This window comes from Bacteroides xylanisolvens (assembly GCF_018289135.1).
GTDB lineage: Bacteria > Bacteroidota > Bacteroidia > Bacteroidales > Bacteroidaceae > Bacteroides > Bacteroides xylanisolvens.
In genome coordinates, this window is record NZ_CP072216.1 from 3,158,417 (window position 1) to 3,184,431 (window position 26,015).

19 protein-coding genes and 1 pseudogene are annotated in these 26,015 nt (G+C 43.5%); 14 read left to right on the plus strand and 6 right to left on the minus strand.

Annotated elements, in window-relative coordinates; translation table 11 throughout:
* Positions 1-67: 67 nt before the first annotated feature.
* Positions 68-1,501, minus strand: a complete 1,434-nt coding sequence (locus tag INE92_RS13545) for a CCA tRNA nucleotidyltransferase (RefSeq protein WP_055236484.1) — start codon at positions 1,499-1,501, stop codon at positions 68-70.
* 163 nt (positions 1,502-1,664) lie between these two features.
* On the opposite strand from INE92_RS13545, the gene INE92_RS13550 reads away from it, so the two are divergent.
* Positions 1,665-2,501, plus strand: coding sequence for an outer membrane protein assembly factor BamD (locus tag INE92_RS13550; protein ID WP_008024733.1), 837 nt, complete (start codon positions 1,665-1,667; stop codon positions 2,499-2,501).
* Positions 2,502-3,100: 599 nt separating this feature from the next.
* Here the strand turns inward: INE92_RS13550 and INE92_RS13555 are convergent.
* Both INE92_RS13555 and ruvA read right to left on the minus strand, forming a co-directional pair.
* The gene (locus tag INE92_RS13555; protein WP_015531465.1) at positions 3,101-4,093 is read right to left on the minus strand and encodes a DUF3843 family protein; all 993 of its coding nucleotides are present in this window, start codon (positions 4,091-4,093) and stop codon (positions 3,101-3,103) included.
* A 1-nt stretch (position 4,094) separates the two neighbouring features.
* A complete protein-coding gene (gene ruvA / locus INE92_RS13560) occupies positions 4,095-4,697 on the minus strand; it encodes a Holliday junction branch migration protein RuvA (RefSeq protein ID WP_015531464.1) in 603 nt (200 codons plus the stop codon).
* Positions 4,698-4,915: 218 nt separating this feature from the next.
* On the opposite strand from ruvA, the gene INE92_RS13565 reads away from it, so the two are divergent.
* The 3 genes from INE92_RS13565 to rpiA all read left to right on the plus strand — a co-directional run bounded on the left by INE92_RS13565 (position 4,916) and on the right by rpiA (position 8,001).
* Positions 4,916-5,815 (plus strand): diaminopimelate dehydrogenase, encoded by a 900-nt coding sequence (locus INE92_RS13565; protein WP_055236482.1) that lies wholly within the window; start codon positions 4,916-4,918, stop codon positions 5,813-5,815.
* 299 nt (positions 5,816-6,114) lie between these two features.
* Complete coding sequence (trhA, locus tag INE92_RS13570) at positions 6,115-6,765, plus strand: PAQR family membrane homeostasis protein TrhA (RefSeq protein ID WP_074707791.1); 651 nt, start codon at positions 6,115-6,117, stop codon at positions 6,763-6,765.
* A 534-nt stretch (positions 6,766-7,299) separates the two neighbouring features.
* Positions 7,300-8,001, plus strand: a complete 702-nt coding sequence (gene rpiA, locus INE92_RS13575; protein WP_044131081.1) for a ribose 5-phosphate isomerase A — start codon at positions 7,300-7,302, stop codon at positions 7,999-8,001.
* 544 nt (positions 8,002-8,545) lie between these two features.
* On the opposite strand, the gene INE92_RS13580 is transcribed toward rpiA, so the two are convergent.
* Positions 8,546-8,767 carry a carboxypeptidase-like regulatory domain-containing protein gene (locus INE92_RS13580; protein ID WP_008024747.1) on the minus strand — a complete coding sequence of 74 codons (222 nt, stop codon included), beginning with the start codon at positions 8,765-8,767 and terminating at the stop codon, positions 8,546-8,548.
* Positions 8,768-9,109: 342 nt separating this feature from the next.
* Between INE92_RS13580 and INE92_RS13585 the strand changes: the two are divergent.
* Positions 9,110-12,079, plus strand: a pseudogene (locus tag INE92_RS13585) (SusC/RagA family TonB-linked outer membrane protein); the annotation flags it as partial.
* An 11-nt stretch (positions 12,080-12,090) separates the two neighbouring features.
* The gene (locus tag INE92_RS13590; RefSeq protein ID WP_055236353.1) at positions 12,091-13,707 is read left to right on the plus strand and encodes a SusD/RagB family nutrient-binding outer membrane lipoprotein; all 1,617 of its coding nucleotides are present in this window, start codon (positions 12,091-12,093) and stop codon (positions 13,705-13,707) included.
* Between the two features lie 282 nt (positions 13,708-13,989).
* Here the strand turns inward: INE92_RS13590 and INE92_RS13595 are convergent, their stop codons facing one another.
* On the minus strand, positions 13,990-14,388 hold the full coding sequence (locus tag INE92_RS13595; protein ID WP_004314143.1) for a response regulator: 399 nt from the start codon (positions 14,386-14,388) through the stop codon (positions 13,990-13,992).
* A 118-nt stretch (positions 14,389-14,506) separates the two neighbouring features.
* On the opposite strand from INE92_RS13595, the gene INE92_RS13600 reads away from it, so the two are divergent.
* The 8 genes from INE92_RS13600 to INE92_RS13635 all read left to right on the plus strand — a co-directional run bounded on the left by INE92_RS13600 (position 14,507) and on the right by INE92_RS13635 (position 24,438).
* The gene (locus INE92_RS13600; protein WP_015531460.1) at positions 14,507-16,144 is read left to right on the plus strand and encodes an ABC-F family ATP-binding cassette domain-containing protein; all 1,638 of its coding nucleotides are present in this window, start codon (positions 14,507-14,509) and stop codon (positions 16,142-16,144) included.
* 88 nt (positions 16,145-16,232) lie between these two features.
* The gene (locus INE92_RS13605; RefSeq protein WP_004314141.1) at positions 16,233-16,814 is read left to right on the plus strand and encodes a zeta toxin family protein; all 582 of its coding nucleotides are present in this window, start codon (positions 16,233-16,235) and stop codon (positions 16,812-16,814) included.
* Complete coding sequence (locus INE92_RS13610; protein ID WP_004314140.1) at positions 16,804-17,004, plus strand: hypothetical protein; 201 nt, start codon at positions 16,804-16,806, stop codon at positions 17,002-17,004. The genes INE92_RS13605 and INE92_RS13610 overlap by 11 nt, the downstream gene beginning before the upstream one ends.
* A 17-nt stretch (positions 17,005-17,021) precedes the next feature.
* A complete protein-coding gene (locus tag INE92_RS13615; protein WP_008024755.1) occupies positions 17,022-17,432 on the plus strand; it encodes a DUF6769 family protein in 411 nt (136 codons plus the stop codon).
* A gap of 85 nt (positions 17,433-17,517) precedes the next feature.
* Entirely contained in the window at positions 17,518-18,753 is a 1,236-nt protein-coding gene (locus INE92_RS13620) for an efflux RND transporter periplasmic adaptor subunit (protein WP_055236354.1), read from the plus strand.
* Positions 18,754-18,896: 143 nt separating this feature from the next.
* On the plus strand, positions 18,897-21,995 hold the full coding sequence (locus INE92_RS13625; RefSeq protein ID WP_044134013.1) for an efflux RND transporter permease subunit: 3,099 nt from the start codon (positions 18,897-18,899) through the stop codon (positions 21,993-21,995).
* A 157-nt stretch (positions 21,996-22,152) separates the two neighbouring features.
* A complete protein-coding gene (locus INE92_RS13630; RefSeq protein ID WP_008641181.1) occupies positions 22,153-23,337 on the plus strand; it encodes a TolC family protein in 1,185 nt (394 codons plus the stop codon).
* A 273-nt stretch (positions 23,338-23,610) separates the two neighbouring features.
* Entirely contained in the window at positions 23,611-24,438 is an 828-nt protein-coding gene (locus INE92_RS13635) for a hypothetical protein (protein WP_055236355.1), read from the plus strand.
* A gap of 15 nt (positions 24,439-24,453) precedes the next feature.
* On the opposite strand, the gene INE92_RS13640 is transcribed toward INE92_RS13635, so the two are convergent.
* Positions 24,454-25,986, minus strand: a complete 1,533-nt coding sequence (locus INE92_RS13640; protein WP_055236356.1) for a methyltransferase RsmF C-terminal domain-like protein — start codon at positions 25,984-25,986, stop codon at positions 24,454-24,456.
* Positions 25,987-26,015: the final 29 nt, after the last annotated feature.

The window sequence follows — 26,015 nt, forward strand, 5'->3', positions numbered from 1 at the left end:
CCAATTCAACTACTGATTCGTATAAACCTGTGTTTGAATACTATAATATATCTGTTCCGTCCTTCTATCAGCGCACCGGCGTCAGCCCCATCTTCTTAGCCCGCTCGAGCATGAAAGCATGAGCAGCCTCATATTCGTTCGGAATCACTCCATCCAAGATAGCATCCTTTATAGCACTTTTCAGAACACCGACTTCACGACAAGGTTCCAAACCGAAAATCTCCATAATTTCTTCTCCACTCACGGGTGGCTGGAAGTTACGGACACGGTCTTTCTCCTCCAAATCCTTCAGTTTTTGTCGAACCAACTGGAAGTTATTCAGGAAACGCTGCTTACGTTCCATATTCTTGGAAGTAATATCCGCTTCACAGAGCATCATCAAGTCGTCAATGTCATCTCCCGCTTCAAAGAGCAGACGGCGTACAGCCGAGTCTGTCACCACATCATCCGCGATAACAATCGGACGCATGTGCAGGCTAACCAGCTTCTGCACGTACTTCATCTTCTCATTCATCGGCAACTTCATCTTGCGGAAGATATGCGGAATCATCTTTTCACCGATAAAATTATGATTATGGAACGTCCATCCCGCTTTCGGTTCCCAACGTTTCGTGACAGGCTTGGCAATGTCATGCAGCAAAGCAGCCCAGCGTAACCAAAGATTATCAGTCTTCTTGCTGATATTATCCAGCACTTCCAATGTATGATAAAAATTATCCTTATGCGAACGTCCGTTCCGTGTTTCCACTCCCTGCAAGGCAGCAAATTCCGGGAAAATCAACGGCAGCAAACCGCTACGTTCCAAATCAATAAAACCTTTTGAGGGAATCGGAGACAGAATAATCTTATTCAGTTCGTCCGCAATACGTTCACGGGAGATAATTTCAATCCGTTCCTTATTCCGACAAAGCGATTCGAAAGTATCATCGTCAATGTAAAAGCCCAGTTGCGTAGCAAAACGGATGCAACGCATCATGCGTAAAGGATCATCGCTGAAAGTGATATCCGGGTCGAGCGGAGTGCGAATTGTCTTTTCCTTCATATCCTCCATGCCTCCGAACGGGTCTACCAGTTCGCCGAAACGTGCCTTATTGAGACATACAGCAAGAGCATTGATCGTGAAATCACGACGGTTCTGATCGTCTTCCAGCGTACCGTCTTCAACAATCGGTTTGCGCGAATCCCGTTGATAAGACTCCTTACGCGCACCTACAAACTCTACTTCCGTACCTCTGTATTTTACTTGTGCTGTCCCGAAATTCTTGAAAACAGAGACATGAGCACCACGTCCCAACCGTTTTCCAAGAGCTTCTGCCATTGCAATTCCACTTCCTACAACTACTACATCTATATCTTTAGAGGGACGTTGCAGAAAAATATCACGAACGTAGCCACCTACCACATAACACTCCATGCCGAGCGCATCGGCCGTTTCGGCTATCTGTCCGAAGATGGGTTCGCTAAAATGCTGCTTCAATTCCTCTTGAGTCAACTCTATCATTCTTTTTAGTTATAAGTTTTGAGGGGACAAAATTACAAAAATAAGGGATATATTTGTATTTTTGCCGCTAATAAAGTGAATGAAGAACAGAACGATGAACAGTGAATGACAAACGGACACTGCTTATTCATGTAAATAATAAAACTAGTAAATAGAATTTGTGATGAAAAAACTGATTATCCTCTTTTGTGGTACGCTGGCATTAGCTGCCTGCGGAAATGGCCTTGAGAAAAAAGCCAATGAAAAACTGATGGTTGCCAAGGCTGCCTACGAACGTGGCGACTATGAAGAAGCTAAGTTGCAAATTGACAGTATCAAGATTTTGTATCCCAAAGCGTTCGAAGCACGTAAGGCGGGACAGGCACTGATGCTTGATGTTGAAACAAAGACACAGCAAAAAACGCTTGCTTATCTGGATAGCGCCTTTCAGGCAAAAACGAAAGAATTCAACGCCATCAAAGACAAATTCACACTAGAAAAAGATGCCGAATATCAACAAGTAGGCAACTACCTCTGGCCTACACAAACCATTGAGAAAAACATGCACCGTTCGTACCTCCGCTTCCAAGTGAACGAGCAAGGCATCATGAGTATGACCTCTATCTATTGCGGTGCCGGCAATATCCACCACAACAAAGTGAAAGTGATTGCTCCTGACGGCAGTTTTGCCGAGACTCCAAGCTCCAAAGACAGCTACGAAACGACCGATATGAACGAGAAAATAGAAAAAGCTGATTACAAACTGGGAGAAGACGGTAATGTAATCGAATTCCTACATCTCAATAAAGACAAAAATATCCGTGTGGAATATATGGGCGACCGTACCTATAAAACAACGATGAGTCCCACCGACCGACTAGCCGCAGCCAATGTTTATGAATTAGCGCAAATCCTCTCTGCAATGGAACAGATTAAAAAAGAACAAGAGGAAGCTAACCTGAAAATCGGATTTATCAATAAGAAAAAAGAACGGAAAGCACAGGAGGAAATTACCGATTAATAAAAAGGAAACTCCATTTGGCAAAAAGAAAACGATCTGTGCGGAAATGAGATAAATGATTTTTTTATTTTTAGACATAAGAACAAAAGAACATAAAGGCTGCGCTTTGAAAATTATTTTTGTTGCTTATTGAACTGCTATTTTATTTTTTGTTCTTTTGTTCTTCTGTCTGAATTATATTCCCATTTAACTAAAAACCGTCAAAAGAGAAGCTATTTAGCAGAAAAAAACATCGGTCAACAATAAAACTGACGGGAATAGTTGTTATTTTTCATAAACGACAACTATTCCCGTCAAATGTATAATAAGCCTCTTTATTCTCTGCGCGGAAGAAAAGGCGTTTCCTGGTATGGAGAAAAGGCGTAGTCTGCCATCATAAAACGGCGTAGCCTGGTAAGCAAAAACGGCGTATCCTCCACATCCTTATTTTACCCTTCTATTCAATTGATTATTAGCCTTTTCCCGTTTTGATTTTCCAACCCGTTTTCCGGTTGTCTTCTTTTTACCGGCTGCGGACTTTGTCTTTCCGACGAAAGGGATTGTTACTTTTTTTGATTGGCATAGACAACACTTATATAAACAGTACTTATATCTGATTCTTATTCTCCTTCGTAATATTCGCCCAAAAACCAGCGAGCCACAAAATCCCAGTTTTCCTGCAACAGTTCCTTTCCATTCTCAAACGGGAACTGTGCTTCCGATAACAGCTCATGTTCCATTCCATATTTCAACAAATCAAACGGGCACAAACCTTCTTCACAAAACAGTTCGTATGCTTCCTCTTCTGCCAGTTCAGCATTGTAGAGCGGGTTGCGTTTGTCCGCAAAATATGGGGCCACATCAGGACCGATCAACAGACCTTTCGGATTGGCGAAAACCACGAAGTTATCAAACTCTTTTAAATCAGGCAACAGAGAATCTTCTTCATCCTCCCACTTCAATGATTGCACAAAGAAAAATTTCAGCGCATCGTAAGAGTCGAAGTACAAAAGCGGTTCACCTTTACTTGCTTCAAGGAAACGCTCAACGTTGGCAGGCATTTTTTCTCCCGGCAAAGCTATCGGCAGAGGCATTCGCTTCTTTTGCATCAATTCCGTTTCCAGCAGCCAATCCGTCGCAAGGTAATCACTGATAGGAGCCAATTCGAACGCAGCATCCAAACGGTTGTATAATACATCTGCAAACTCCAGCAAATCTGCATCCATCGGGTTCTCCACTCCGTCAAAATCATCACCGACCGGTGAATTGATTGCCCACAAAAGGAAAACAACATCTTCACGGTTGATTTCGTCCGGCAGATATTCGTCCGTCAACGTGTAGAAAGGCAGGTAACGTCCGTAGTTTTCCTGATGCCAGTGGATAAATTGACGCCAATTTCCTCCGTTTGCCACGCAATCTTCCAAGTATAAGGCACACGTCAGAGCCACTTGCTTCTGGTCTTCTTCCATGTCTTTCCCACCATATATATAAGATTCAGCCACCAATGGCAATAGCTGATTAGCGAAATCCAGATACCATTTATCCGTATTCACCACCTTTACACGACCGTGAGCGTCCAGCCATGCCTGCATATAAATTTTCTGTTGCTTCATACTACAAACGTTTCAAAGCCAGTTTGATAACCTTTTCTACTGGAGCATCCGGTTCTTCCTTCAAGATAGCCAACACCACCTTTTGCGAAGGCGCGGCAGCAAAACCGAGCATTGTTAATGCAGACACCGCCTCTTCCTGCACTTCCGCATTGGCAGGTTGCAGCAACAGACCTGCGGAAGAACCTCCGCCGGCAGACCCACTCATCGTTTTTATCTTATCTTTCAGGTCGACAATCACCCGTTGTGCAGTCTTCAGCCCAATACCTTTCACCGTTTTCAGCATATTCGCGTTTTCGGTGCTGATTACGTTCACCAATTCGGCAGGTGAGAGCGCCGAGAGAATCATACGTGCCGTGTTTCCCCCGATTCCGGAGACGGAAATCAACAATAGGAAAATCTCCCGCTCCTGCTTCTCGGCAAATCCGTAAAGCACATACGCGTCTTCCCGAATCGCCTCGTGAATATATAGCTTACAGTTTTTCTTTCCCTGAATAGCCGAATAGGTATTCAAGGATATATTGGCGGCATATCCCACCCCGTTACAGTCAATCACTGCGGTTGCCGGACTTAGTTCGGCAAGTTCGCCTCTAATATATTCTATCATAACAGGGACAAAGATAAAACAATTTCACCACAGAGGACACAGAGGCCACAGAGTTTTTTCGATGCAGCACATCACACCCTGATTTGCTTTCATGCGGACCGGTATTGCCTGCTAGTGAAAAAAAATAAAATATTAAAGCGAATGAACCAAAGTTAGTAGTAAATTGTTTACTTTTGCAAGCAAAAGAAAGAAATTTGTTCATTAAAACCAAGAAAAGAATGAAAAAAGTAAGAGCTGCCATCGTTGGTTATGGTAACATCGGACATTATGTACTGGAAGCGCTTCAGGCGGCACCTGATTTCGAAATAGCCGGAGTCGTTCGTCGTGCAGGAGCAGAGAACAAACCGGAAGAGTTGGCAAACTATGCAGTAGTAAAGGACATAAAAGAGTTGGGGGATGTAGACGTAGCTATTCTTTGCACGCCAACCCGCAGCGTTGAGAAATATGCAAAAGAATATCTGGCAATGGGGATTAATACGGTAGACAGTTTCGATATCCACACCGGTATCGTAGACTTACGCCGCACACTGGATGCTGCGGCCAAAGAACATAAAGCCGTATCGATCATCTCTGCCGGATGGGATCCGGGAAGCGACTCCATCGTACGCACCATGCTCGAAGCGATTGCTCCGAAAGGAATCACTTACACCAACTTCGGTCCGGGTATGAGCATGGGACACACAGTAGCCGTAAAAGCTATCGACGGGGTGAAAGCCGCTCTTTCCATGACTATTCCTACCGGCACGGGAATCCACCGCCGCATGGTGTATATCGAACTGAAAGACGGATATAAATTTGAAGAAGTAGCTGCTGCCATCAAAGCAGACCCTTACTTCGTGAATGATGAAACACACGTGAAACTCGTTCCGAGCGTAGACGCTCTATTGGATATGGGTCACGGTGTAAATCTCACTCGCAAAGGTGTATCCGGCAAAACACAGAATCAGTTGTTCGAATTTAATATGCGCATCAATAACCCCGCACTGACAGCACAAGTGCTAGTATGTGTGGCACGTGCTTCGATGAAGCAACAGCCGGGATGCTACACAATGGTAGAAATTCCTGTTATCGACCTTCTCCCCGGCGACCGTGAAGAATGGATCGGACATTTGGTATAATATATTTTATACATAAAATAAAAATTAAATAGAGAAAGGCGATACACCTTTCTCTATTTTTTTCTTTGTGAAGATACTACAAAAAACACAATTATGAGGAAACTGTTCATTCCATCAACCACGACGGTTTCCAACTGGACACCGAGCATTGAGTACGCATCAAATTTTTAAAACCGCAGGGAGTATCATACGCCGATATTTCTTTAAAAAAAGAATAAGGCGAAGAAACGCTTTACGGAAAATAAAGTATCTTTGCGACTCAATATTTTTTGTGACTTAACAATTCAAAAAAAGGAACATTGAAGAACAAACGATACAATAATATAGAAGAATGGGCAAATACCCTTAGCCATGGAATAGGTATTCTGCTTGGAATCGTGGCCGGATATTTGTTATTGGAAAAGGCTTCCAAAAATATAGAGCCGCAGTGGGCAGTTGCTTGTGTATCTGTCTACTTGGCGGGGATGCTTTCTTCTTATGTCAGCTCTACGTGGTATCACGGCAGTCGTCCGGGAAAGCTGAAAGAGCTGCTCCGTAAATTCGATCATGGAGCTATCTATTTGCACATTGCCGGAACCTATACTCCTTTTACCCTGCTCGTTCTGCGGCATGCCGGCGGATGGGGATGGGGAATTTTCGCTTTCGTCTGGCTATCGGCTATCGCCGGTTTCATTCTTAGCTTCAAAAAACTGAAAGAACATAGCAATCTCGAAACGGCTTGTTACGTAGGGATGGGCGCCTGTATATTGGTAGCCATGAAACCTTTGTTAGACCATCTGGGAGAACTGGAAGCCACTACCGCTTTCTGGTGGCTGATTGGCGGAGGAGTTTCGTATATCGTGGGAGCTGTTTTTTATTCGTTGCGCAAACCATATATGCATGCCACTTTCCACTTGTTTTGTCTGGGAGGCAGCATCGGGCATATCATTGCCATCTGGCTGATTCTATAAGGAATAGTAGGGACAAAAAAAGGCTATCTATCCCAGACAGCCAATCTTTGTTAACCTTAAATCTAATACTATGAAAAACACAGTACAAAGATACGGACTTTTCGGTTATCTCCAAATTTTCAGGGCAAAGCAGCCTAACTTATAACACGGTTTAATAAAAAGCAGAGGTTTGTTAACGTTTAACGCAATAAAGTTAAAAATTAACGAATCGTTTATTAACTATTTAAATGATTGAATGATCGGACCAAGTAAAAATTGTTGTTGGCGAGTTCCCTGCTAAAAGATAGTGACGCTATCCGATACAAATAGCGACGCTATATGACAATGATACCGTCACTATCCCAAGCATATACCGTCACTATCTTTTCTACGTCAATCGGAGGGCTTACGTCCACTTATAGCATATACCAACAATGATTGTTGCCTGATCCGAATTATCTCTAAAGCCTCTCTCTAAAGTTGAAACAAACAAACAGATTCGCCAATTCGTTATATATAAAAGAGTAATTTAAAACAATTATAAAGCATAAATTTATGGACTGGGAAAATCATCTTATAAAGCACCTGCAATGGTCGGACTCCATTATCAACCGGGAAGCCAAAGAACACGTAGCCCGTGAAATTGCCGCCACGGCAAAAGACGGAGATGTGATAGGAGCCGGCTCCGGCTCTACAGTCTATCTAACTCTGTTCGAACTGGCGCGACGGATTCGTGAAGAGCACTTGCATATTGAAGTGATTCCCGCCTCTCAAGAAATCTCGATGACTTGCATACAGCTAGGCATCCCACAAACTACCCTTTGGAACAAGCGACCCGACTGGACATTTGACGGAGCGGACGAAGTAGACCCACAGCAAAACTTGATTAAAGGACGTGGCGGAGCTATGTTCAAAGAAAAACTGCTCATTAGAAGCAGCCGCAAAACATTCATCATCATCGACCCCAGCAAGCGCGTCAATCAGTTGGGAAATAAATTTCCCATTCCGGTAGAGATCTTTCCGGACTCACTAACTTATGTAGAGCATGAGCTGCAACGACTGGGTGCATCAGAAATCGTCCTGCGTCCAGCCCACGGCAAAGACGGGCCTGTCTTTACAGAAAATGGGAATTTCATCCTCGACACTCGTTTTAACTATATTGATTCTTCGCTCGAAGAACAACTCAAAACCATTACCGGTGTCATAGAGAGCGGCCTTTTCATAGGTTATGATGTCGAAGTTATCATGGCAGAGTAAAACAACGTAAACTGGAAAATCGCATTTTGTAAGGAAATGAATTTATTTACCACAGAGGCCCCAGAGGTGAATCTTGTTCATGCCTGTACGGTTTTGATTCTTTTCATTTATATACCGCTATGCACTGTTTCAGCCTATTCTAACAAGGGTATATTCTCACTGCAATGAGAAAAAGTTCTCATTACTATGAGCATTTCTTCTCATCCCTATGAGTATTTTTTCTCATAGGGATAAGTATAGTTGAGAAATGTATTTCCCACAAAACACAGATATTAAAACGTCATCAAACATATTTTTATTCAAAGCCGAAGATAGTTGAAATAATAGGGAAAATACTGGGAAATTCATTAAAAATTCGGGTAGAATATTACCCCCCCATCTCAAAATCAATGAGAAAAAGAGACTACTAAATAAACAAGAACTGATAAAGGAAATTTCAATAAAAGAAACCGGAAGAACCGGACAATTTGCGAAAATAGAAACAAAACATCTGAAAAACAATAAGATAGAAGAAGAAAACACGAAAAAACAGGAAGAAAAAAGATCAATAAGTCTTAGCAGAACTTGGTACATTTGCGATTGTAAACTTACCGTCAATATCAGTGATAGTACCAAGGGTAGTGCCATTCACCAATATTGAAGCACCTACGACAGGTTGTCCATCTTCTTCAGAAGTAACCAAACCGGTAACTCTAGATGTCTGCGCTGTCATCAGACCTATACCTATAAAAAGGAAGGTCATTAAGAACATCAATTTTCTTTTCATAAATTCTCTCTTAAATTTAACCTATAAACAGATTTTTTGTCTCTAACAGGTTGCAAAGATAACACTAATTATGACAAACCAAAAAAAGTGTTACGTATTTAACTAAAAAGTATTATTTTGCAAGTTCCCATCCAGTAAAAACCAACAAACTATAACTAGAAATATTCAATTTAATATATTTTAAAATAGAATTTCTATCATAAAGATAGCGTCTAAAAAGATATTTTCAAGATAAAAAGAGCATTATTTCCTCCCAAATGGTATCTTTTTATCATTTTACGTCTCCCAAAAGACTAAAGAACTATTAACAATGATGAAAACTGAAACGACCATGTACCAAGTTCTGCTAAAACTTTGCGCATTTCTTATGTAGGAATGATTTCGCAGGACGTTTCCATCAAACCGGGAGTAATAAAAGTCGTATTAAAAAGTGACGCGAAGGCTCTGGATGAGGTTGTAGTGACAGCCATGGGTATCTCGCGTGAAAAGAAAGCACTGGGTTACGCCGTTCAGGACGTAAAATCAGATCAGCTGACGCAAGCTGCCAACTCCAATCTGGCAGGAGCGCTGCAAGGTAAAGTATCCGGTTTGGACGTTAAGCCTTCAAGTGGTATGCCAGGAGCTTCTTCACAGATCACCATCCGTGGTGCACGTTCCTTCTCGGGTGACAACACTCCGCTTTACGTTATCGACGGAATGCCGGTAACCAGTACGCCGGACGTTAGTACAGACATACAGAACAATGGTAGTGTGAGCGGAGCCGACTTCGCCAACCGTGCGGTAGATATCGACCCTAATGATATTGAAAGTATCAACATTTTGAAAGGACAGGCTGCTTCTGCACTTTATGGCATCCGTGCTTCCAATGGTGTGATTATCATCACAACCAAAAGTGGTAAAGGGCTGGAAAAAGGCAAACCGCAGGTTAGCTTCTCTTCTAATGTCAGCTTCGATGTAGTCGGTCGTCTGCCGGAGTTCCAGAAAACATACGCACAAGGTTCGGGTGGAAAATTCAGTGCCACATCGGGAACCTCCTGGGGACCCAAGATTTCCGAACTTCCCAACGATGCAACATACGGTGGTAACACGGACAACAAATACACTCAACAGTATGGTAAGCAACAAGGAAAATATTATGTTCCCCAACGTGCGTCAGCCGGCCTTGATCCATGGGTCACTCCACAGGCGTATGATAATGCTAAAGAATTCTTCGACACAGGAATCACTTGGAGCAACTCACTGAATGTTGCACAGATGCTCGAAAAAAGCTCCTACTCTATCTCATTGGGAAATACACATCAGGACGGTATTATCTCAAGCACTGGTATGGACAGATATAATGTAAAGGTTAGTGCTGACACGAAACTGACCAACAACTGGAGTTCCGGATTTACAGCTAACTATATCACTACTTCTATCGACAAGGCAGTGACTTCCGGTAACGGTCTGTTGAGAACGGTTTACGCAGCTCCTCCCAGCTATGATCTTGCAGGGATTCCAAGTCACGTAGACGGTAACCAGTACACACAGAATTCTTTCCGTGGTAGCTTTGACAACGCTTATTGGGCAATGGACAACAACAAATTCACAGAAGATACCAACCGTTTCTTCGGAAATGTATACGCAAGCTATCAGACTGATTTCGGTACAACTAACCACAAGTTGAACGCAAAATACATGGTCGGCGTGGATGCTTACACCACTCACTATGTAGACAGCTACGGATACGGTAGTAACACGGGTGGCGGTCGCGGACAAATCGAAAACTACGGTTGGACGAACGCTACATACAACTCTTTGCTGACCATCAACTACGACTGGCACATCAATGAGGACTGGGGACTGAACGCCGTATTGGGTAATGAAATTATCCAAAGCAACAGAAAGAAGTATTATGAATATGGTACGAACTACAACTTCCCGGGATGGAACCACATCAACAACGCCACTACTCAACAGACAGAGGAAGAGACGTGGAAAAACCGCACAGTGGGATTCTTCGGTAACGTATCGGCTTCTTACAAAAATATGCTTTATCTGACCCTCACCGGACGTCAGGACTATGTATCTAACATGCCACGCAACAACCGCTCGTTCTTCTATCCTTCTATTTCAGCAGGTTTTATCCTGACGGAACTGGATGCATTGAAAAACAATGTTGTCAATCACGCTAAATTGAGAGTATCTTATGCGGAAGTAGGACAAGCAGGAGATTTCCTCGAAAACTACTACTCAACTCCGACATACGGAGGTGGTTTCTATATGCTGACTCCAATCATGTATCCGATGAAAGGTACTACCGCCTATACTCCGTACTACACGATTTTTGACCCGAAACTGAAACCACAGAACACACGTTCGTACGAAGTGGGTGCTGATGTGAACTTCCTCGATAACTTAATCACATTCAGTTATACGTACTCACGCCAGAATGTGAAAGACCAGATTTTTGAAGTGCCTTTGGCTTCTTCTACCGGTGCCAGCAAACTGCTCACCAACGGTGGTAAGATTCATACCAACACGCACGAATTCACTCTCGGATTCAACCCCATCCGGACGAAGAATATCAACTGGGATTTTGCATTCAACTGGACGAAAATCGACAACTACGTAGATGAACTGGCACCGGGTGTAGAAAATATCTCTCTGGGTGGTTATGTTACTCCACAGGTACGCGCTTCAGCAGGTGAAAAATTCCCTGTAATCTATGGTGTAGGTTACAAGAGAGATGAAAACGGCAATCGTCTGGTAGACGAAAACGGCCTTCCTATCGCTGGTGAAGCACAGGTAATCGGTAAAGTTTCTCCGGACTTCCTGATGGGATTCAACACCACATTACGCTTATGGAAGTGTACAATCAGCGCAGTACTCGACTGGAAACAGGGTGGTCAGATGTACAGTAGAACAACCGGACTCGCAGACTACTACGGTGTCAGCAAGAGAACGGAAAACCGCGAAGGTACCATCATCTTCGACGGATACAAAACCGATGGAACTAAAAATGATATCGCCATCACTGGCGCAAACGCACAACAGGTATATTACAGCCGTCTGAACGATATTGACGAATCTTCAGTATATGACAACTCTTTCATCAAACTGCGTGAAGTGGCTGTCAACTACAAAATTCTTCAAAAACGTTCAATGGAACTTTCTGTAAACGCATTTGCCAGAAATATCCTAATCTGGGCTCAATTGCCTGACCTCGATCCGGAAGCCAGTCAGGGTAACAACAACATGGCAGGAGCATTTGAAGATTATTCAATGCCGCAAACAGCTAGTTTCGGCTTTGGTTTCAACATTAAATTTTAATCTGCAAGACAATGAAAAAATATAAATCAATAGGAAAATTGCTGGCAGTTTCTTTCTTGACTGCTGCCATTGCTTCTGCTTGTACGGAAGATGCAATGGATAAAATCAATGAAAACCCTAACAATCCGCTGGATGCGCCCGCTAAGTTTTTGATTACAGACTTAGGTGTAAACACTGGATTCAGCACTGTGGGAGGGGATTTTTCACTCTATTCCTCTGTTTACATAGAACATGAAACGGGTATATCAAACCAGCTTTACCGTGCGGAAGTACGTAGCGGAGAGCCTACAACGGCTACTACTTACAATAACGCATGGATCAACGTCTACGCAAATATCAAGAACGCTAAAATCGTTATCAAGAAGTGCGAAGAAGATCCCTCGGAAAAAGGAAATGTAGTGACGGAAGCAATTGCTAAAATCTTGCTCGCCTACAACGGAGCTGTGGCAGCCGATGTGTTCGGGAATACACCGTACAGCCAGACTGGTATCCTTAATCCGGACGGCACACCAATGTATATGCAGCCTAAAATAGATACGCAGGAAAGCATTTACCAGGAAGTGATGCAGAATCTGGATGATGCTATCACTCTACTGAATAACGGTACTGCCAAAGATACAGGCTTGTCCGGTGCAGTCGGTTCTAAAGACTTGATCTATGGTTCAAACACCAATACACAAGCAAGTATGTGGCTCAAAACGGCCTATGCATTAAAAGCACGTTATACAATGCGTTTGCTCAATAAAAGTGCCAACAAAACAACAGACCTTCAGAATATTCTCACTTATGTGAGCAAATCATTTGCTAATGCAAGTGAAGAATGTAAACTGGCTATTTATGATGCTGACTCACAACTAAATCCGCTTTGGGCATTTAGCTACAGCCGTAACAGTTTGGCAGCTAGTGCAAGCCTGATTGAAAAATTTGTTGAACGCAATGACCCTAGAGCACCGCAAGCGTTTCTGGAACCCGACCCCAGCGGAGACTTCCCTGCTGGTTATGCAAGTGGTACGCAAGCTACAGACATCGCAGGTATCAAAGCGGCTCCTAACGGAACCCCGCAAGAGTTGCAGAACAATTATGGTATGTCAATGATATCATGGGCAATGTCGGCTCCGACTCTTTTAATCAGTTATCATGAAGTGAAATTCCTCGAAGCAGAAGCATTATGCCGCTTGGGAGGCAGACTGGATGAAGCTAAGAATGCTTTAAAAGCTGCAATCACTGCCGGATTCGAGAATCTGGAAAACTCAATTATAGATGCCGCTGACACTTGGGTAGCTGATGGCGATAGTGATTTGGGTGCAGATGTAGCAGAAACCTATTTCACGGATGAAGTAGAACCGTTATTCGATGCCAACCCTCTGCAAGAGACAATGATACAGAAGTATCTCGCCTTCTTCGGTGCATCCGGCGAATCACTGGAAGCCTATAACGACTACCGTCGTTTGAAAGGTGCAGGAGAAAACTTCATTGTACTGAAGAACCCGCTGAACAACAATAAGTTCCCATTGCGCTTCGGTTATGGAGCAGACGACGTATTGGCAAATCCTGAAGTGAAAGCTGCTTTCGGTGATGGCCAGTATGTATATAGCGAAGCTGTCTGGTGGGCCGGCGGAAACAAATAATGAACTTAAAATCTCTCAAAGGAGAGACTTTACATAGAGTCGTTTCTGTACTCTAACAAATTAACAGAGGCGAACAAAAATAGGCCAACCGTGAGGTTCGCCTATTTTATTTTATCCAATTTCATCAGATGAATGCTCAAATATAATAGAGAAAAAGGAATATTCAACGGCATCTTTTACATACCATTTTTCTACCCAATCATACTCTTTTTCTACGCTATTCCGTATTTAACGTTTAAGCATCTTTTAAATAAATTAAAAAAATTCCCGTACGAATCAATTTCACCACTGCAAATCGGGTAGATATTTGCTTAAAGTAGTGCGGAGAATACTCAAAGTAATAGGTTTCACCAACACTTCAGTTGCTCCTGCGTTCATTGCGTTTTCCTTATCCGAGCTGAAAGCATAAGCTGTCTGCATGATAATAGGAATTTCAGTATTAGACTCACGAATTATCTTCGTTGCCTCCAACCCGTTCATCACCGGCATCTTGATATCCATCAGCATTGCTTTGGTTCTTTCCTGATGCTGTTGAAACAACTCCACCATTTCCTGCCCATTTTTAGCCCACTCGATATCACACTTTTTGCCTATGATAGCCTTGATTAATTTAAAGTTGCTGTCATCGTCTTCAGCTACTAAAATTAAGGGTCTGAATTCATTCATTTGTTCGCTTTCCATATCGCTTATATATTGTTTTTTTATCTGTTTTTTGGGATTAATCTCCCTTTTCAGCCCGCAAGTTATAAAAAAGATTCATATATTTCGCTATCTTTGCGCCTCAATTTAAAAGAATAGTATGATTTCTGTTGACGGACTAGCCGTAGAGTTTGGCGGCACTACTTTATTTAGTGATATTTCTTTCGTAATTAATGAAAAAGACCGCATCGCACTGATGGGTAAAAATGGGGCGGGAAAAAGTACGCTGCTGAAAATTTTGGCAGGCGCACGACAACCGACACGTGGAAAAGTTTCCGCGCCCAAAGATTGCGTAGTAGCCTATCTGCCTCAACATCTGATGACGGAAGACGGAAGAACAGTGTTTGACGAAACGGCACAGGCTTTTTCACATCTGCATGAAATGGAAGCGCAGATTGAAAAACTGAACAAAGAGCTCGAGACACGGACGGACTACGAGAGCGACAGTTACATGGCGCTGATTGAAGAAGTGTCTGCCTTGAGCGAGAAGTTTTATTCGATTGACGCAACTAATTATGAAGAGGATGTGGAAAAGGCATTGCTCGGATTAGGGTTCACCCGGAGCGATTTTCAACGCCAGACGAGTGATTTCAGCGGTGGATGGCGGATGCGCATCGAGCTCGCTAAGTTGCTGTTGCAGAAACCGGACGTACTCTTGCTCGATGAGCCGACGAATCATCTGGATATTGAATCTATTCAATGGTTGGAAGATTTCCTTATTAATAACGGGAAAGCAGTTATCGTAATCAGCCACGACCGCAAATTCGTGGATAATATTACAACACGCACCATCGAAGTGACGATGGGACGTATTTATGATTATAAAGTGAACTATTCCCAATATCTGCAACTGCGTAAGGATCGCCGCGAACAGCAGCAGAAGGCATACGACGAGCAGCAGAAGTTTATTGCTGAAACGAAGGAGTTCATCGAACGATTCAAAGGAACATATTCAAAGACGTTACAGGTACAGAGCCGCGTCAAAATGCTGGAAAAGCTGGAATTGCTCGAAGTCGATGAGGAGGATACTTCTGCATTGCGACTGAAATTCCCGCCTTCACCCCGTTCGGGCAGTTATCCAGTTATCATGGAAGGTGTTGGAAAGGCATACGGAGAGAAAGTGGTGTTCCGCAACGCTAACCTGACGATTGAGCGTGGTGATAAAGTAGCTTTTGTCGGTAAAAACGGTGAAGGTAAATCTACACTCGTGAAATGTATCATGAAGGAAATCGAACATGACGGTACACTGACTCTAGGACATAATGTACAAATCGGATATTTCGCTCAAAATCAGGCTTCGTTGATGGATGAAAACCTGACGGTTTTCCAAACGATTGACGATGTAGCCAAAGGGGATATCCGGAACAAGATTCGTGATTTACTGGGTGCCTTCATGTTTGGTGGTCCCGAGGAATCGATGAAGAAGGTGAAAGTACTTTCGGGTGGGGAGCGTACCCGCCTTGCCATGATTAAATTGCTGTTGGAACCTGTCAACCTCCTGATCCTGGATGAGCCGACGAATCATCTGGACATGAAAACGAAAGATATCCTGAAACAGGCATTGCTGGATTTTGACGGCACACTGATTGTTGTTTCACACGACCGTGACTTCCTCGACGGACTGGTGAGCAAGGTGTATGAGTTCGGTAATCAAAAGGTGACGGAACATCTTTGCGGCATTTACGAGTTCCTCGAAAAGAAAAAAATGGATTCGTTGCAAGAACTGGAAAAGAAATAATAAATAATAAAAAGAGGGTATCGGCTGCAGGCAGAATAAAAGTATTTGTATATTTGCAACATCATTTATAACAGGCAGTTAGAAAAAAATGGATGAAACAAGGCAGTTATACATTATAAGCGGATGTAACGGAGCTGGTAAAACAACAGCTTCCTACACTGTACTGCCTGAAATTTTATTATGTAAAGAGTTCGTTAATGCGGATGAAATCGCCAAAGGTTTATCACCGTTCAATCCGGAAAGTATGGCTATAGAAGCCGGCCGTCTGATGTTGAAACGTATTAATGAACTATTAGCTGCTAAAGTAAGTTTCTCTATTGAAACAACATTGGCAACCCGTTCATACACCCGGCTCATTCAAAGAGCACAAAATGCCGGATATAAAGTCAGCTTGATTTATTTCTGGCTGAATTCTCCGGAACTTGCCGTCAATCGTGTGTTACAACGGGTCAATGAAGGGGGACATAATGTACCGATGGACGTTATCTACCGCCGATATCAGGCAGGCATTAACAATCTGTTTCAGATTTATATGCCGCGTGTAGACTATTGGCTGTTAGCCGATAACAGTATTTCTCCTCGAGTAATTGTAGCCGAAGGTTACCAACATGGCGAGGATCGAATATATGAACTTGAACTTTTTAAATGCATCAAGAATTATGTCAAATAATGAAATGCAAGAATTGAGCGATAAATTACGACGCGGTCTTCAGCTGGCAGAAAAGCGATTGCTGGAAAAAAATGCTCGCAATGGTAAACTCCTTAGTCAGGGAACACCAGATGGAAAAGTAATTTATGTATCAGCAACAGAATTGCTGGAACGTTTGCAAGAAAAAGAAAAGGAATCAATAAAAAAATAAATTCTCTAAAAGAAAGGATGAAAGGGAAGAAACGAATAATAGTAACTCTGCTGTTTTTAATCAACATCATAATGTTGGTGGCAGCCGTTATTCCCCATCACCATCACCCCAACGGAATGATTTGCATGAAGCAGGACTTGCCTGTAGAACAGCAATGTCCCACGCATCATCATCACCCGGGAAACGATTCATGTTGCAGCAGCGAATGTATGACTCGTTTCTACTCTCCCACTCCATCCGTACATACGGATAGCGGACCGGATTATGTATTCATCGCTACCCTGTTCACGGATGTAATCATCGAACATCTATTACGGCCACAAGAGAGACGGATTAAGAACTATTACGTCTACCGAGACTCTCTGCATGGCACGGATATACACCGTGCCACTCCTCTTCGTGCCCCTCCCTACTCTGTTTTTGCGTAAAAGCGTAAATGCAAATCAGTTGCATTTGCGTTACCTTATCTTTGTAGCGTAAAAAAACAGTAAAATTTAGTAGGAAAATATCATTATGAAAAAACTTATTTTCGTAGGAATCCTAGGCTTATTCGTGCTGGGTTCCTGTAATAATAGTACCGTCACACACACACACAATGAACACGATCATGCCACGGAAGGACATAATCACGAGGCAGAGGGTTCCGATCATTCTCATGAAGGCGAATGTAGCGGAGAACACAACCATGAAGCGACCGATGGACATAACGAGTCTGCCGAAGCGCACAGTGATGAAATCATCCTTCCGAAGGCAAAAGCTGAAGCAGCCGGTGTCAAGGTGAGCGTTATCGAACCTGCACCTTTCCAGCAAGTGATTAAAACCAGCGGACAGGTACTGGCTGCCCAAGGCGATGAATCGGTTGCCGTAGCTACAGTGGCCGGCGTTGTATCTTTCCGTGGAAAAGTAACGGAAGGAATGAGCGTCGGCAGCGGCACGCCGCTAGTCACGATTTCTTCAAAGAATATCGCCGACGGTGATCCGGTACAACGTGCCCGCATTGCCTACGAGGTATCTAAGAAGGAGTACGAACGTATGAAAGAGCTTGTTAAAAACAAGATTGTATCTGACAAGGATTTTGCACAGGCAGAGCAAAGTTATGAAAATGCCCGCCTTAGTTACGAAGCCCTTTCCAAGAATCATTCGGCTATCGGCCAAAGTATTACAGCTCCTATTGCAGGATATGTGAAAAGCATTCTTGTGAAAGAAGGCGACTACGTGACCATCGGACAACCGCTGGTGAGCGTGACGCAGAATCGTCGTCTTTTCCTCCGTGCCGAAGTGTCGGAAAAGTATTATCCATACCTCCGTACAATCAGTTCCGCCAATTTCCAGACTCCTTATAATAATCAGGTGTACGAGCTGAAAACATTGAACGGCAAACTTCTCTCTTTTGGAAAAGCTGCCGGAGACAACTCTTTTTATGTGCCTGTCACTTTTGAGTTCGACAATAAAGGGGAAGTGATTCCCGGATCATTCGTAGAGGTGTTCTTGCTTTCTTCAACGATGGAAAACGTACTGTCTCTTCCACGCACGGCACTGACAGAAGAACAAGGTATCTTCTTTATCTACCTGCAACTGGACGAAGAGGGTTATAAAAAACAGGAAGTAACGATAGGAGCCGACAACGGTAAAAGTGTTCAGATCCTGACCGGAGTGAAGGCTGGTGACCGTGTAGTGACCGAAGGTGCTTATCAGGTTAGACTGGCAAGCGCTAGCAATGCCATCCCGGCACATAGTCACGAACATTGATTAAATGAAGAATTAGAAATGAAGAATGAAGAATTTGGCTGCGCAATAATTGGTATATGTTTATTGCACGTGCTGCATAGTCATTCTTAATTCTTCATTTCTAATTCTTCATTCTTAATTCTTAATTCTTAATTCTTAAAGAAATGCTTAATAAAATTATACATTACTCCCTACACAACCGGTTGGTTGTAGTCTGCGCGGCCATCCTCCTGCTAATTGCGGGAACGTATACCGCCATGCATACGGAAGTAGACGTATTCCCCGACCTGAACGCACCTACGGTAGTCATCATGACCGAGGCCAACGGTATGGCTGCAGAAGAAGTTGAACAGCTCGTCACTTTTCCTGTTGAAACTGCCGTAAACGGAGCTACGGGTGTACGCCGTGTCCGCTCTTCTTCTACCAACGGATTTTCCGTTGTCTGGGTAGAATTTGATTGGGGAACCGATATTTATCTCGCTCGCCAGATTGTTAGCGAGAAGTTAGCAGTGGTCAGTGAATCACTGCCGGTCAACGTTGGTAAACCGACACTTGGCCCACAATCTTCCATCTTGGGCGAAATGCTCATCGTCGGTCTGACTGCCGACTCCACTTCGATGCTCGATCTTCGTACGATTGCGGACTGGACTATCCGTCCCCGTCTATTGTCTACCGGAGGAGTGGCACAGGTTGCCGTACTCGGAGGAGATATCAAAGAATATCAGATTCAGCTGGCTCCCGAACGGATGCGTCATTACGGCATTTCGATGGGAGAAGTGATGGCTGTGACACAGGATATGAACCTGAACGCAAATGGAGGTGTGCTCTACGAATTTGGAAATGAATATATTGTACGCGGTGTACTTTCAACTTCTAAAACAGAGCAACTTGGCAAAGCGGTAGTAAAGACAGTGAACAACTTCCCTGTCACGCTGGAAGATATTGCGGACGTAACCATCGGACCGAAAGCCCCGAAACTGGGAACTGCTTCAGAGCGTGGAAAATCTGCCGTACTGATGACTATTACCAAACAGCCGGCTACCAGTACGCTGGAACTGACGGATAAATTGGAAGCATCTTTGAAAGACCTGCAAAAGAACCTGCCACCGGACGTAAAAGTTTCAACGGACATATTCCGTCAAAGCCGCTTTATCGAAAGCTCCATCGGCAATGTGAAGAAATCACTCTTTGAAGGAGGTGTTTTTGTAGTAATCGTACTCTTCCTGTTCCTGGCAAATGTGCGCACTACATTGATTTCATTGGTAACACTGCCTCTTTCTCTGCTTGTTTCGATTCTGACGCTGCATTACATGGGACTGACAATCAACACCATGAGTCTCGGAGGTATGGCGATAGCCATCGGATCATTGGTAGACGACGCCATCGTCGATGTGGAAAACGTGTATAAACGACTGCGGGAGAACCGTCAGAAAGCAGAAACGGAAAGGTTAAGTACACTCGAGGTGGTATTCAATGCTTCGAAAGAGGTGCGGATGCCTATACTTAATTCTACGCTGATTATCGTTGTCAGCTTTGTTCCGTTGTTCTTCCTTAGCGGAATGGAAGGCAGAATGTTGGTTCCGCTGGGCGTTGCCTTTATCGTAGCATTGTTCGCGTCGACAGTAGTTGCTCTGACGCTGACTCCGGTGCTCTGTTCTTATCTATTAGGAAGCAATAAGACAAACAAGGAACTGAAAGAAGCTCCCCTTGCCCGTTGGATGAAAGGGGGTTATGAAAAGGCACTGACTTGGGTGCTGGCACACAAACGAGTGACACTTGGAAGTACAATCGCACTCTTTGTGGTTGCGCTCGGAGTGTTCTTTACACTCGGACGCAGTTTCCTTCCTTCCTTTAATGAAGGATCGTTCACCATCAATATTAGTTCTCTACCGGGTATTTCACTGGAAGAAAGCAATAAAATGGGACATCGGGCAGAAGAGTTATTGATGACGATTCCCGAAATACAAACCGTAGCCCGGAAAACGGGACGCGCCGAACTGGACGAGCACGCGTTAGGGGTAAACGTTTCTGAAATAGAAGCTCCGTTTGAACTGAAAGATCGTTCGCGCAGTGAACTGGTAGCTGATGTACGTGAAAAGTTGGGTACTATCACCGGGGCAAATATAGAAATCGGACAACCAATCAGCCACCGTATCGACGCTATGTTATCGGGTACGAAAGCGAATATCGCTATCAAGCTGTTCGGAGACGATCTGAATAAAATGTTCTCACTCGGTAATCAAATTAAAGGAGCTATCAGTGATATTCCCGGTGTTGCCGACCTGAACGTGGAGCAACAGATTGAGCGTCCGCAGCTGAAAATACAGCCTAAACGGGAAATGCTGGCTAAGTTCGGTATTACTCTGCCGGAGTTCTCGGAATATGTGAACGTAGCTTTGGCTGGAAAAGTAATCTCGCAGGTTTATGAGCAAGGCAAGAGTTTCGATCTGATCGTGAAAGTGAAGGATGATGCCCGGGATGAAATAGAAAAAATCCGGAACTTGATGGTAGATACGAATGACGGCCGCAAAGTTCCTTTGAGCTATGTAGCAGAAGTGGTATCAGCCATGGGACCGAATACGATCAACCGCGAGAATGTAAAACGTAAAATTGTGATTTCTGCCAATGTGGCCGACCGCGATTTGCGTAGTGTTGTCAATGATATTCAGAAGCGCATCGACACATCGGTGCAACTACCCGAAGGCTATCACATCGAGTATGGCGGACAGTTTGAAAGTGAGCAGGCTGCCAGCCGGACACTGGCGTTGACTTCATTTATCAGCATTGTAGTAATCTTCTTGTTATTGTATAATGAGTTCCGCAGCGTGAAAGAGTCGGGCGTCATCTTGCTGAATCTTCCGCTGGCACTGATCGGTGGTGTATTTGCTTTGGTGATTACAACAGGAGAAGTCAGTATTCCGGCTATCATCGGTTTCATTTCCTTGTTCGGTATTGCAACGCGTAACGGTATGTTGCTCATCAGCCACTACAATCATTTGCAAAAGGAAGAAGGTTTGAATGTATACGATAGTGTGATCCGAGGTTCTCTCGACCGGCTGAATCCGATTTTGATGACGGCATTGTCTTCTGCACTGGCACTGATTCCATTGGCACTCGGCGGCGACTTGCCCGGTAACGAAATTCAAAGTCCAATGGCAAAAGTGATTTTAGGAGGGTTATTAACGTCTACTTTTTTGAACGGTTTTATCGTTCCGATTGTTTATCTGATGATGCATCGGAAAAAGGCCCAGGAAAGCCTGTAGCAGGTGATGTTTTTCCTCGGTGAGGAAACCATCGTTCCCCGGTGAGGAACCAAGTGTTTCTCGGTGAGAAACGGGTCGTTCCTCGGTGCCAAACAAATAGATGTCTTATCATAAAGTATCTATCAACAATAGCTTGTAATAAATAAAGAAATTAGAAATGAAACAAATCATGACCATAAGCGCTGCACTTCTTTTCTTAACCATAGGCAAAGTGCAAGCCCAAAACGGAATTGAACAGGTATTGAAGAATATCGAAACGAACAATAAGGAGTTGCAGGCAAACGAGCAACTGATTACTTCGCAGAAGCTGGAAGCTAAAACGGATAATAACTTGCCTGATCCTACTCTTTCTTACGCACATCTATGGGGAGCGAAAGATAAAAGCGAAACAATCGGCGAACTGGTTGTTTCACAAAGCTTTGATTTCCCTAGTTTATATGCTACACGCAACAAGTTGAATCGTCTGAAAGCCGGAGCTTTTGACAGTCAGTCGGATGTTTTCCGTCAAGAGAAGCTGTTACAGGCGAAAGAACTTTGCCTGGATATTATCATGCTTCGTCAGCAAAAGCATATTCTGGAAGAACGCCTCCGCAATGCGGAAGAACTTGCAAAGATGTATGCCAAGCGTCTTCAAACGGGAGATGCAAATGCTCTCGAAACCAACAAAATCAATCTGGAACTGTTGAATGTCAGAACAGAAGCGTCTCTGAACGAAACAGCACTCCGCAACAAACAGCAGGAACTGAATACGCTGAATGGTAATATTCCGGTAGTTTTCGAGGAAAACCAATATCCGGCTATACCTTTCCCTACTGATTATCAAATATTGAAGTCGGAAGTCATGGCAACGGACCGTACTCTTATGGCACTCGGCAACGAAAGTCTTGTTGCCCGTAAACAGATTGCTGTCAATAAATCACAATGGCTACCCAAACTGGAACTCGGCTACCGCCGGAACACAGAAACAGGCGTACCTTTCAACGGTGTAGTGGTAGGTTTCTCTTTCCCACTTTTCGAAAACCGGAATAAGGTAAAAATCGCTAAAGCACAGGCTCTTAACATTGACTTGCAAAAGGATAATGCTACCCTGCAAGTGGAGTCCGAATTGGCACAGCTTTACCGGGAAGCGAAAACACTGCATGCTTCGATGGAAGAATACAGCAAGACTTTCCAGTCGCAACAAGATCTGTCACTGCTGAAACAGGCTCTGACAGGTGGACAGATTAGTATGATTGAATATTTCGTTGAAGTTTCTGTCATCTATCAAAGCCATCAAAATTATCTGCAACTGGAAAATCAGTACCAGAAAGCAATGGCACGGATTTACAAGAGTAAACTATAAATAGTACATAAAATCCTTTAGACATGGATTACGCTGAACATACTAATTTCTATTTTAAGTGATGTAAGTATGTTTATATAATAATTTCAGGCACGGATTACACAGATTTCACGGATTACGCTGTTACTTTATGACAATCATATTTCTAAAAGCCGTGAAATCCGTGTAACCCGTGCCTGAATATATCTCCCCTCTCCCTCTCATTTTCTTCAAGTTCCAACTAAATATTTCAAAATAATATGTTACATTTGCAACGAACATAAAATACAGATTATGAGACCTAAACAATTCTATCTATTCATGTTATGTTGCATCCTTACACTATTCAGTGGATGTAAAGAGGATGAAGAAAATCCACTTCGTTTTTACAACAGTGAATATGAAGTGCCCATGGGTGGCAGACGTTACCTTGGACTGGAAAGCGGAAATGGTGATTACTCACTTGAAGTTAAAGACACACGCATCGCAAGCGCAGGAACCGAAACCGGCTGGACCGGAGTACCTGCCGGACGTATGATTTATGTTACCGGTATTCTCACCGGGCAAACTTATCTGACAGTAACGGACAACGCCACACAAGAAACCTGCACCCTGCCAATCAAGGTTGTCGACAATTACGAGGATATAAAGTTGCTCCGCAGCTACTTGTCTAACTTACCCAACGGAGACGCAAATCTTCTGCCCGGCATTTCCGACATTTTTCTAATTAACAATCACGCACGGGATGCTTATTTTTTCAAACAGGGAGAACAAACAGCTTTTTCATCCGGACTAACCTTAATAACTCGAGGAAGTTACAAACTGGAAAAAGAAGAAGGAAATAATGAGAAAGCTATACTGACTCTCACCTTTTCGGAAGATGTGGCAACACCTATTTCCAATCATAAATTCATCTTGTGGGGAAATGCATACGTATTTCACCGCTTGGATAAAAGCTTGAATCTGAATTGGAATACTCCACCCATCGGAAAAACGCGGACATCACCTGCACCACCTCCTTCCTACACGCTGGAAGAAATCGCTGGAGGTGAACCAGGCACAGGCAAACAAATTAGTTTTACCCTTTCCGAACAGGAAATACCTGCCGGAATACTGCCTTAATCAGCAGGGTCTTCTTTAATCAACTGTACTTTCCGATAATATGCGTATATTTTCCGGCAAGTATCCGCTACGAATACGCCAGTCTTGCGGATAAAGATTATTGGCACGATTACCGATGTTCTTCACAAATCCGAGAGGAATATGCCGGTACGTAAGCAAAACATATCCACGAGGGGCTGTTACCGGCAAGGTAATGGCCTCTTTTCGTAAATAAGTGATAGCCTGTTTATAACTTATTTCTTCCGTAGCGAAAGCTTCCCGGCATAAAAGTGAACTACACATCGCCAATGCATGGTCAGGTATCAAATCCTTTCCTTTCACTTCTCCTATCTCCACTCCTGCCGATACGATTTTCAGGCATTGTTTCATTGCCATTAATTCATCAGCATAATGCTTTGAAAAAGCCCGAATACTTGTTCCTTCTGCCGACAATATATACTTGTCCGAATTTTCATCATTCAGCCAGCTTTTTGCAATATTCAGCTGTTCTTTCGAAACAGGAGAAGATGCTGCTCCTCCTTTCTTATCTTTCTTTTTAGAAGTCTTCTCCTTGGCGAAAGAAGATACCGGAATCTCGTCTCCTGTCTCCGGCTTCCGAAAAGCTACCAGGAAAAAGCCTTCGCCTTTCGTCTTATGAGGGAAAAAATGATAGACAGGAATAGAAGATTTAGAACCATCACAATTATCCGGTAAAAGATCTCCTGTTATATTCCAGTTTTCCTGTACTTGCACAGTTAACGGTTCGGCTCCATACTCTTGTTGAATCCAACGTGCATTCTCTTCGTCCTCTTTTGTATTAAATGTACACGTACTATATATAAGAACTCCCCCAGGCTTCAACGTGTCCCAAATATCTCCAATAATCCGCCGCTGCCGCTGCCAACAGATTTCTACATTCTCGGAACTCCACTCTTCTACAGCAACAGGGTCTTTACGGAACATACCTTCACCGGAGCAAGGGACATCTGTAAGAATCACGTCAAAGAAAGACGGCAAAGCCGCAAAATCTGCCGGATCATTATTGGTTACTACCACATCCGGATGTCCCCACTTCGTTAAATTCTCCGCAAGAATCTGCGAACGATTCCGGATGACTTCATTAGCCACCAGTAAACTCCCTTCAGGAAGCACACTACGGGCATGAGTAGACTTTCCACCGGGAGCTGCACAAAGATCCAGCATCTTTACCGGTCCGGTGACATACTGCCGGAGCACCTGCTCCACAAACATAGAAGAAGCCTCCTGAACATAATAACAACCTGCATGAAACAATGGATCAAACGTGAAAGTGAGACGCTCATCCAAGTAAAATCCTTCGGAAGACCAAGGGACTTGATTAAATTCAAAATTGAAAGCTGAAAGTTGAAAATCAGTAATACAGCCTGCTTGCGGTACAATTCTGCATTTTCCATTTTCAATTTTTAATTTCCCATCATTCAACCGGATGCTGACAGGTGGTTCTTGTTGGATAGCAACAGCTAATTTGTCGTATTCTTCATCGCCCAACAGGGCACGGGTATAATCTATGAAAGAAGCGGGTAATTCCATTTTTCGTTATTAATTTCCGCAAATATCAA

Coding starts and splice junctions, on each gene's coding strand:
- INE92_RS13545 (WP_055236484.1), bottom strand. CDS start 1,501: ATGATAGAGTTGACTCAAGAGGAATTGAAGCAGCATTTTAGCGAACCC.
- INE92_RS13550 (WP_008024733.1), top strand. CDS start 1,665: ATGAAAAAACTGATTATCCTCTTTTGTGGTACGCTGGCATTAGCTGCC.
- INE92_RS13555 (WP_015531465.1), bottom strand. CDS start 4,093: ATGAAGCAACAGAAAATTTATATGCAGGCATGGCTGGACGCTCACGGT.
- ruvA (WP_015531464.1), bottom strand. CDS start 4,697: ATGATAGAATATATTAGAGGCGAACTTGCCGAACTAAGTCCGGCAACC.
- INE92_RS13565 (WP_055236482.1), top strand. CDS start 4,916: ATGAAAAAAGTAAGAGCTGCCATCGTTGGTTATGGTAACATCGGACAT.
- rpiA (WP_044131081.1), top strand. CDS start 7,300: ATGGACTGGGAAAATCATCTTATAAAGCACCTGCAATGGTCGGACTCC.
- INE92_RS13580 (WP_008024747.1), bottom strand. CDS start 8,767: ATGAAAAGAAAATTGATGTTCTTAATGACCTTCCTTTTTATAGGTATA.
- INE92_RS13590 (WP_055236353.1), top strand. CDS start 12,091: ATGAAAAAATATAAATCAATAGGAAAATTGCTGGCAGTTTCTTTCTTG.
- INE92_RS13595 (WP_004314143.1), bottom strand. CDS start 14,388: ATGGAAAGCGAACAAATGAATGAATTCAGACCCTTAATTTTAGTAGCT.
- INE92_RS13600 (WP_015531460.1), top strand. CDS start 14,507: ATGATTTCTGTTGACGGACTAGCCGTAGAGTTTGGCGGCACTACTTTA.
- INE92_RS13605 (WP_004314141.1), top strand. CDS start 16,233: ATGGATGAAACAAGGCAGTTATACATTATAAGCGGATGTAACGGAGCT.
- INE92_RS13610 (WP_004314140.1), top strand. CDS start 16,804: ATGTCAAATAATGAAATGCAAGAATTGAGCGATAAATTACGACGCGGT.
- INE92_RS13615 (WP_008024755.1), top strand. CDS start 17,022: ATGAAAGGGAAGAAACGAATAATAGTAACTCTGCTGTTTTTAATCAAC.
- INE92_RS13620 (WP_055236354.1), top strand. CDS start 17,518: ATGAAAAAACTTATTTTCGTAGGAATCCTAGGCTTATTCGTGCTGGGT.
- INE92_RS13625 (WP_044134013.1), top strand. CDS start 18,897: ATGCTTAATAAAATTATACATTACTCCCTACACAACCGGTTGGTTGTA.
- INE92_RS13630 (WP_008641181.1), top strand. CDS start 22,153: ATGAAACAAATCATGACCATAAGCGCTGCACTTCTTTTCTTAACCATA.
- INE92_RS13635 (WP_055236355.1), top strand. CDS start 23,611: ATGAGACCTAAACAATTCTATCTATTCATGTTATGTTGCATCCTTACA.
- INE92_RS13640 (WP_055236356.1), bottom strand. CDS start 25,986: ATGGAATTACCCGCTTCTTTCATAGATTATACCCGTGCCCTGTTGGGC.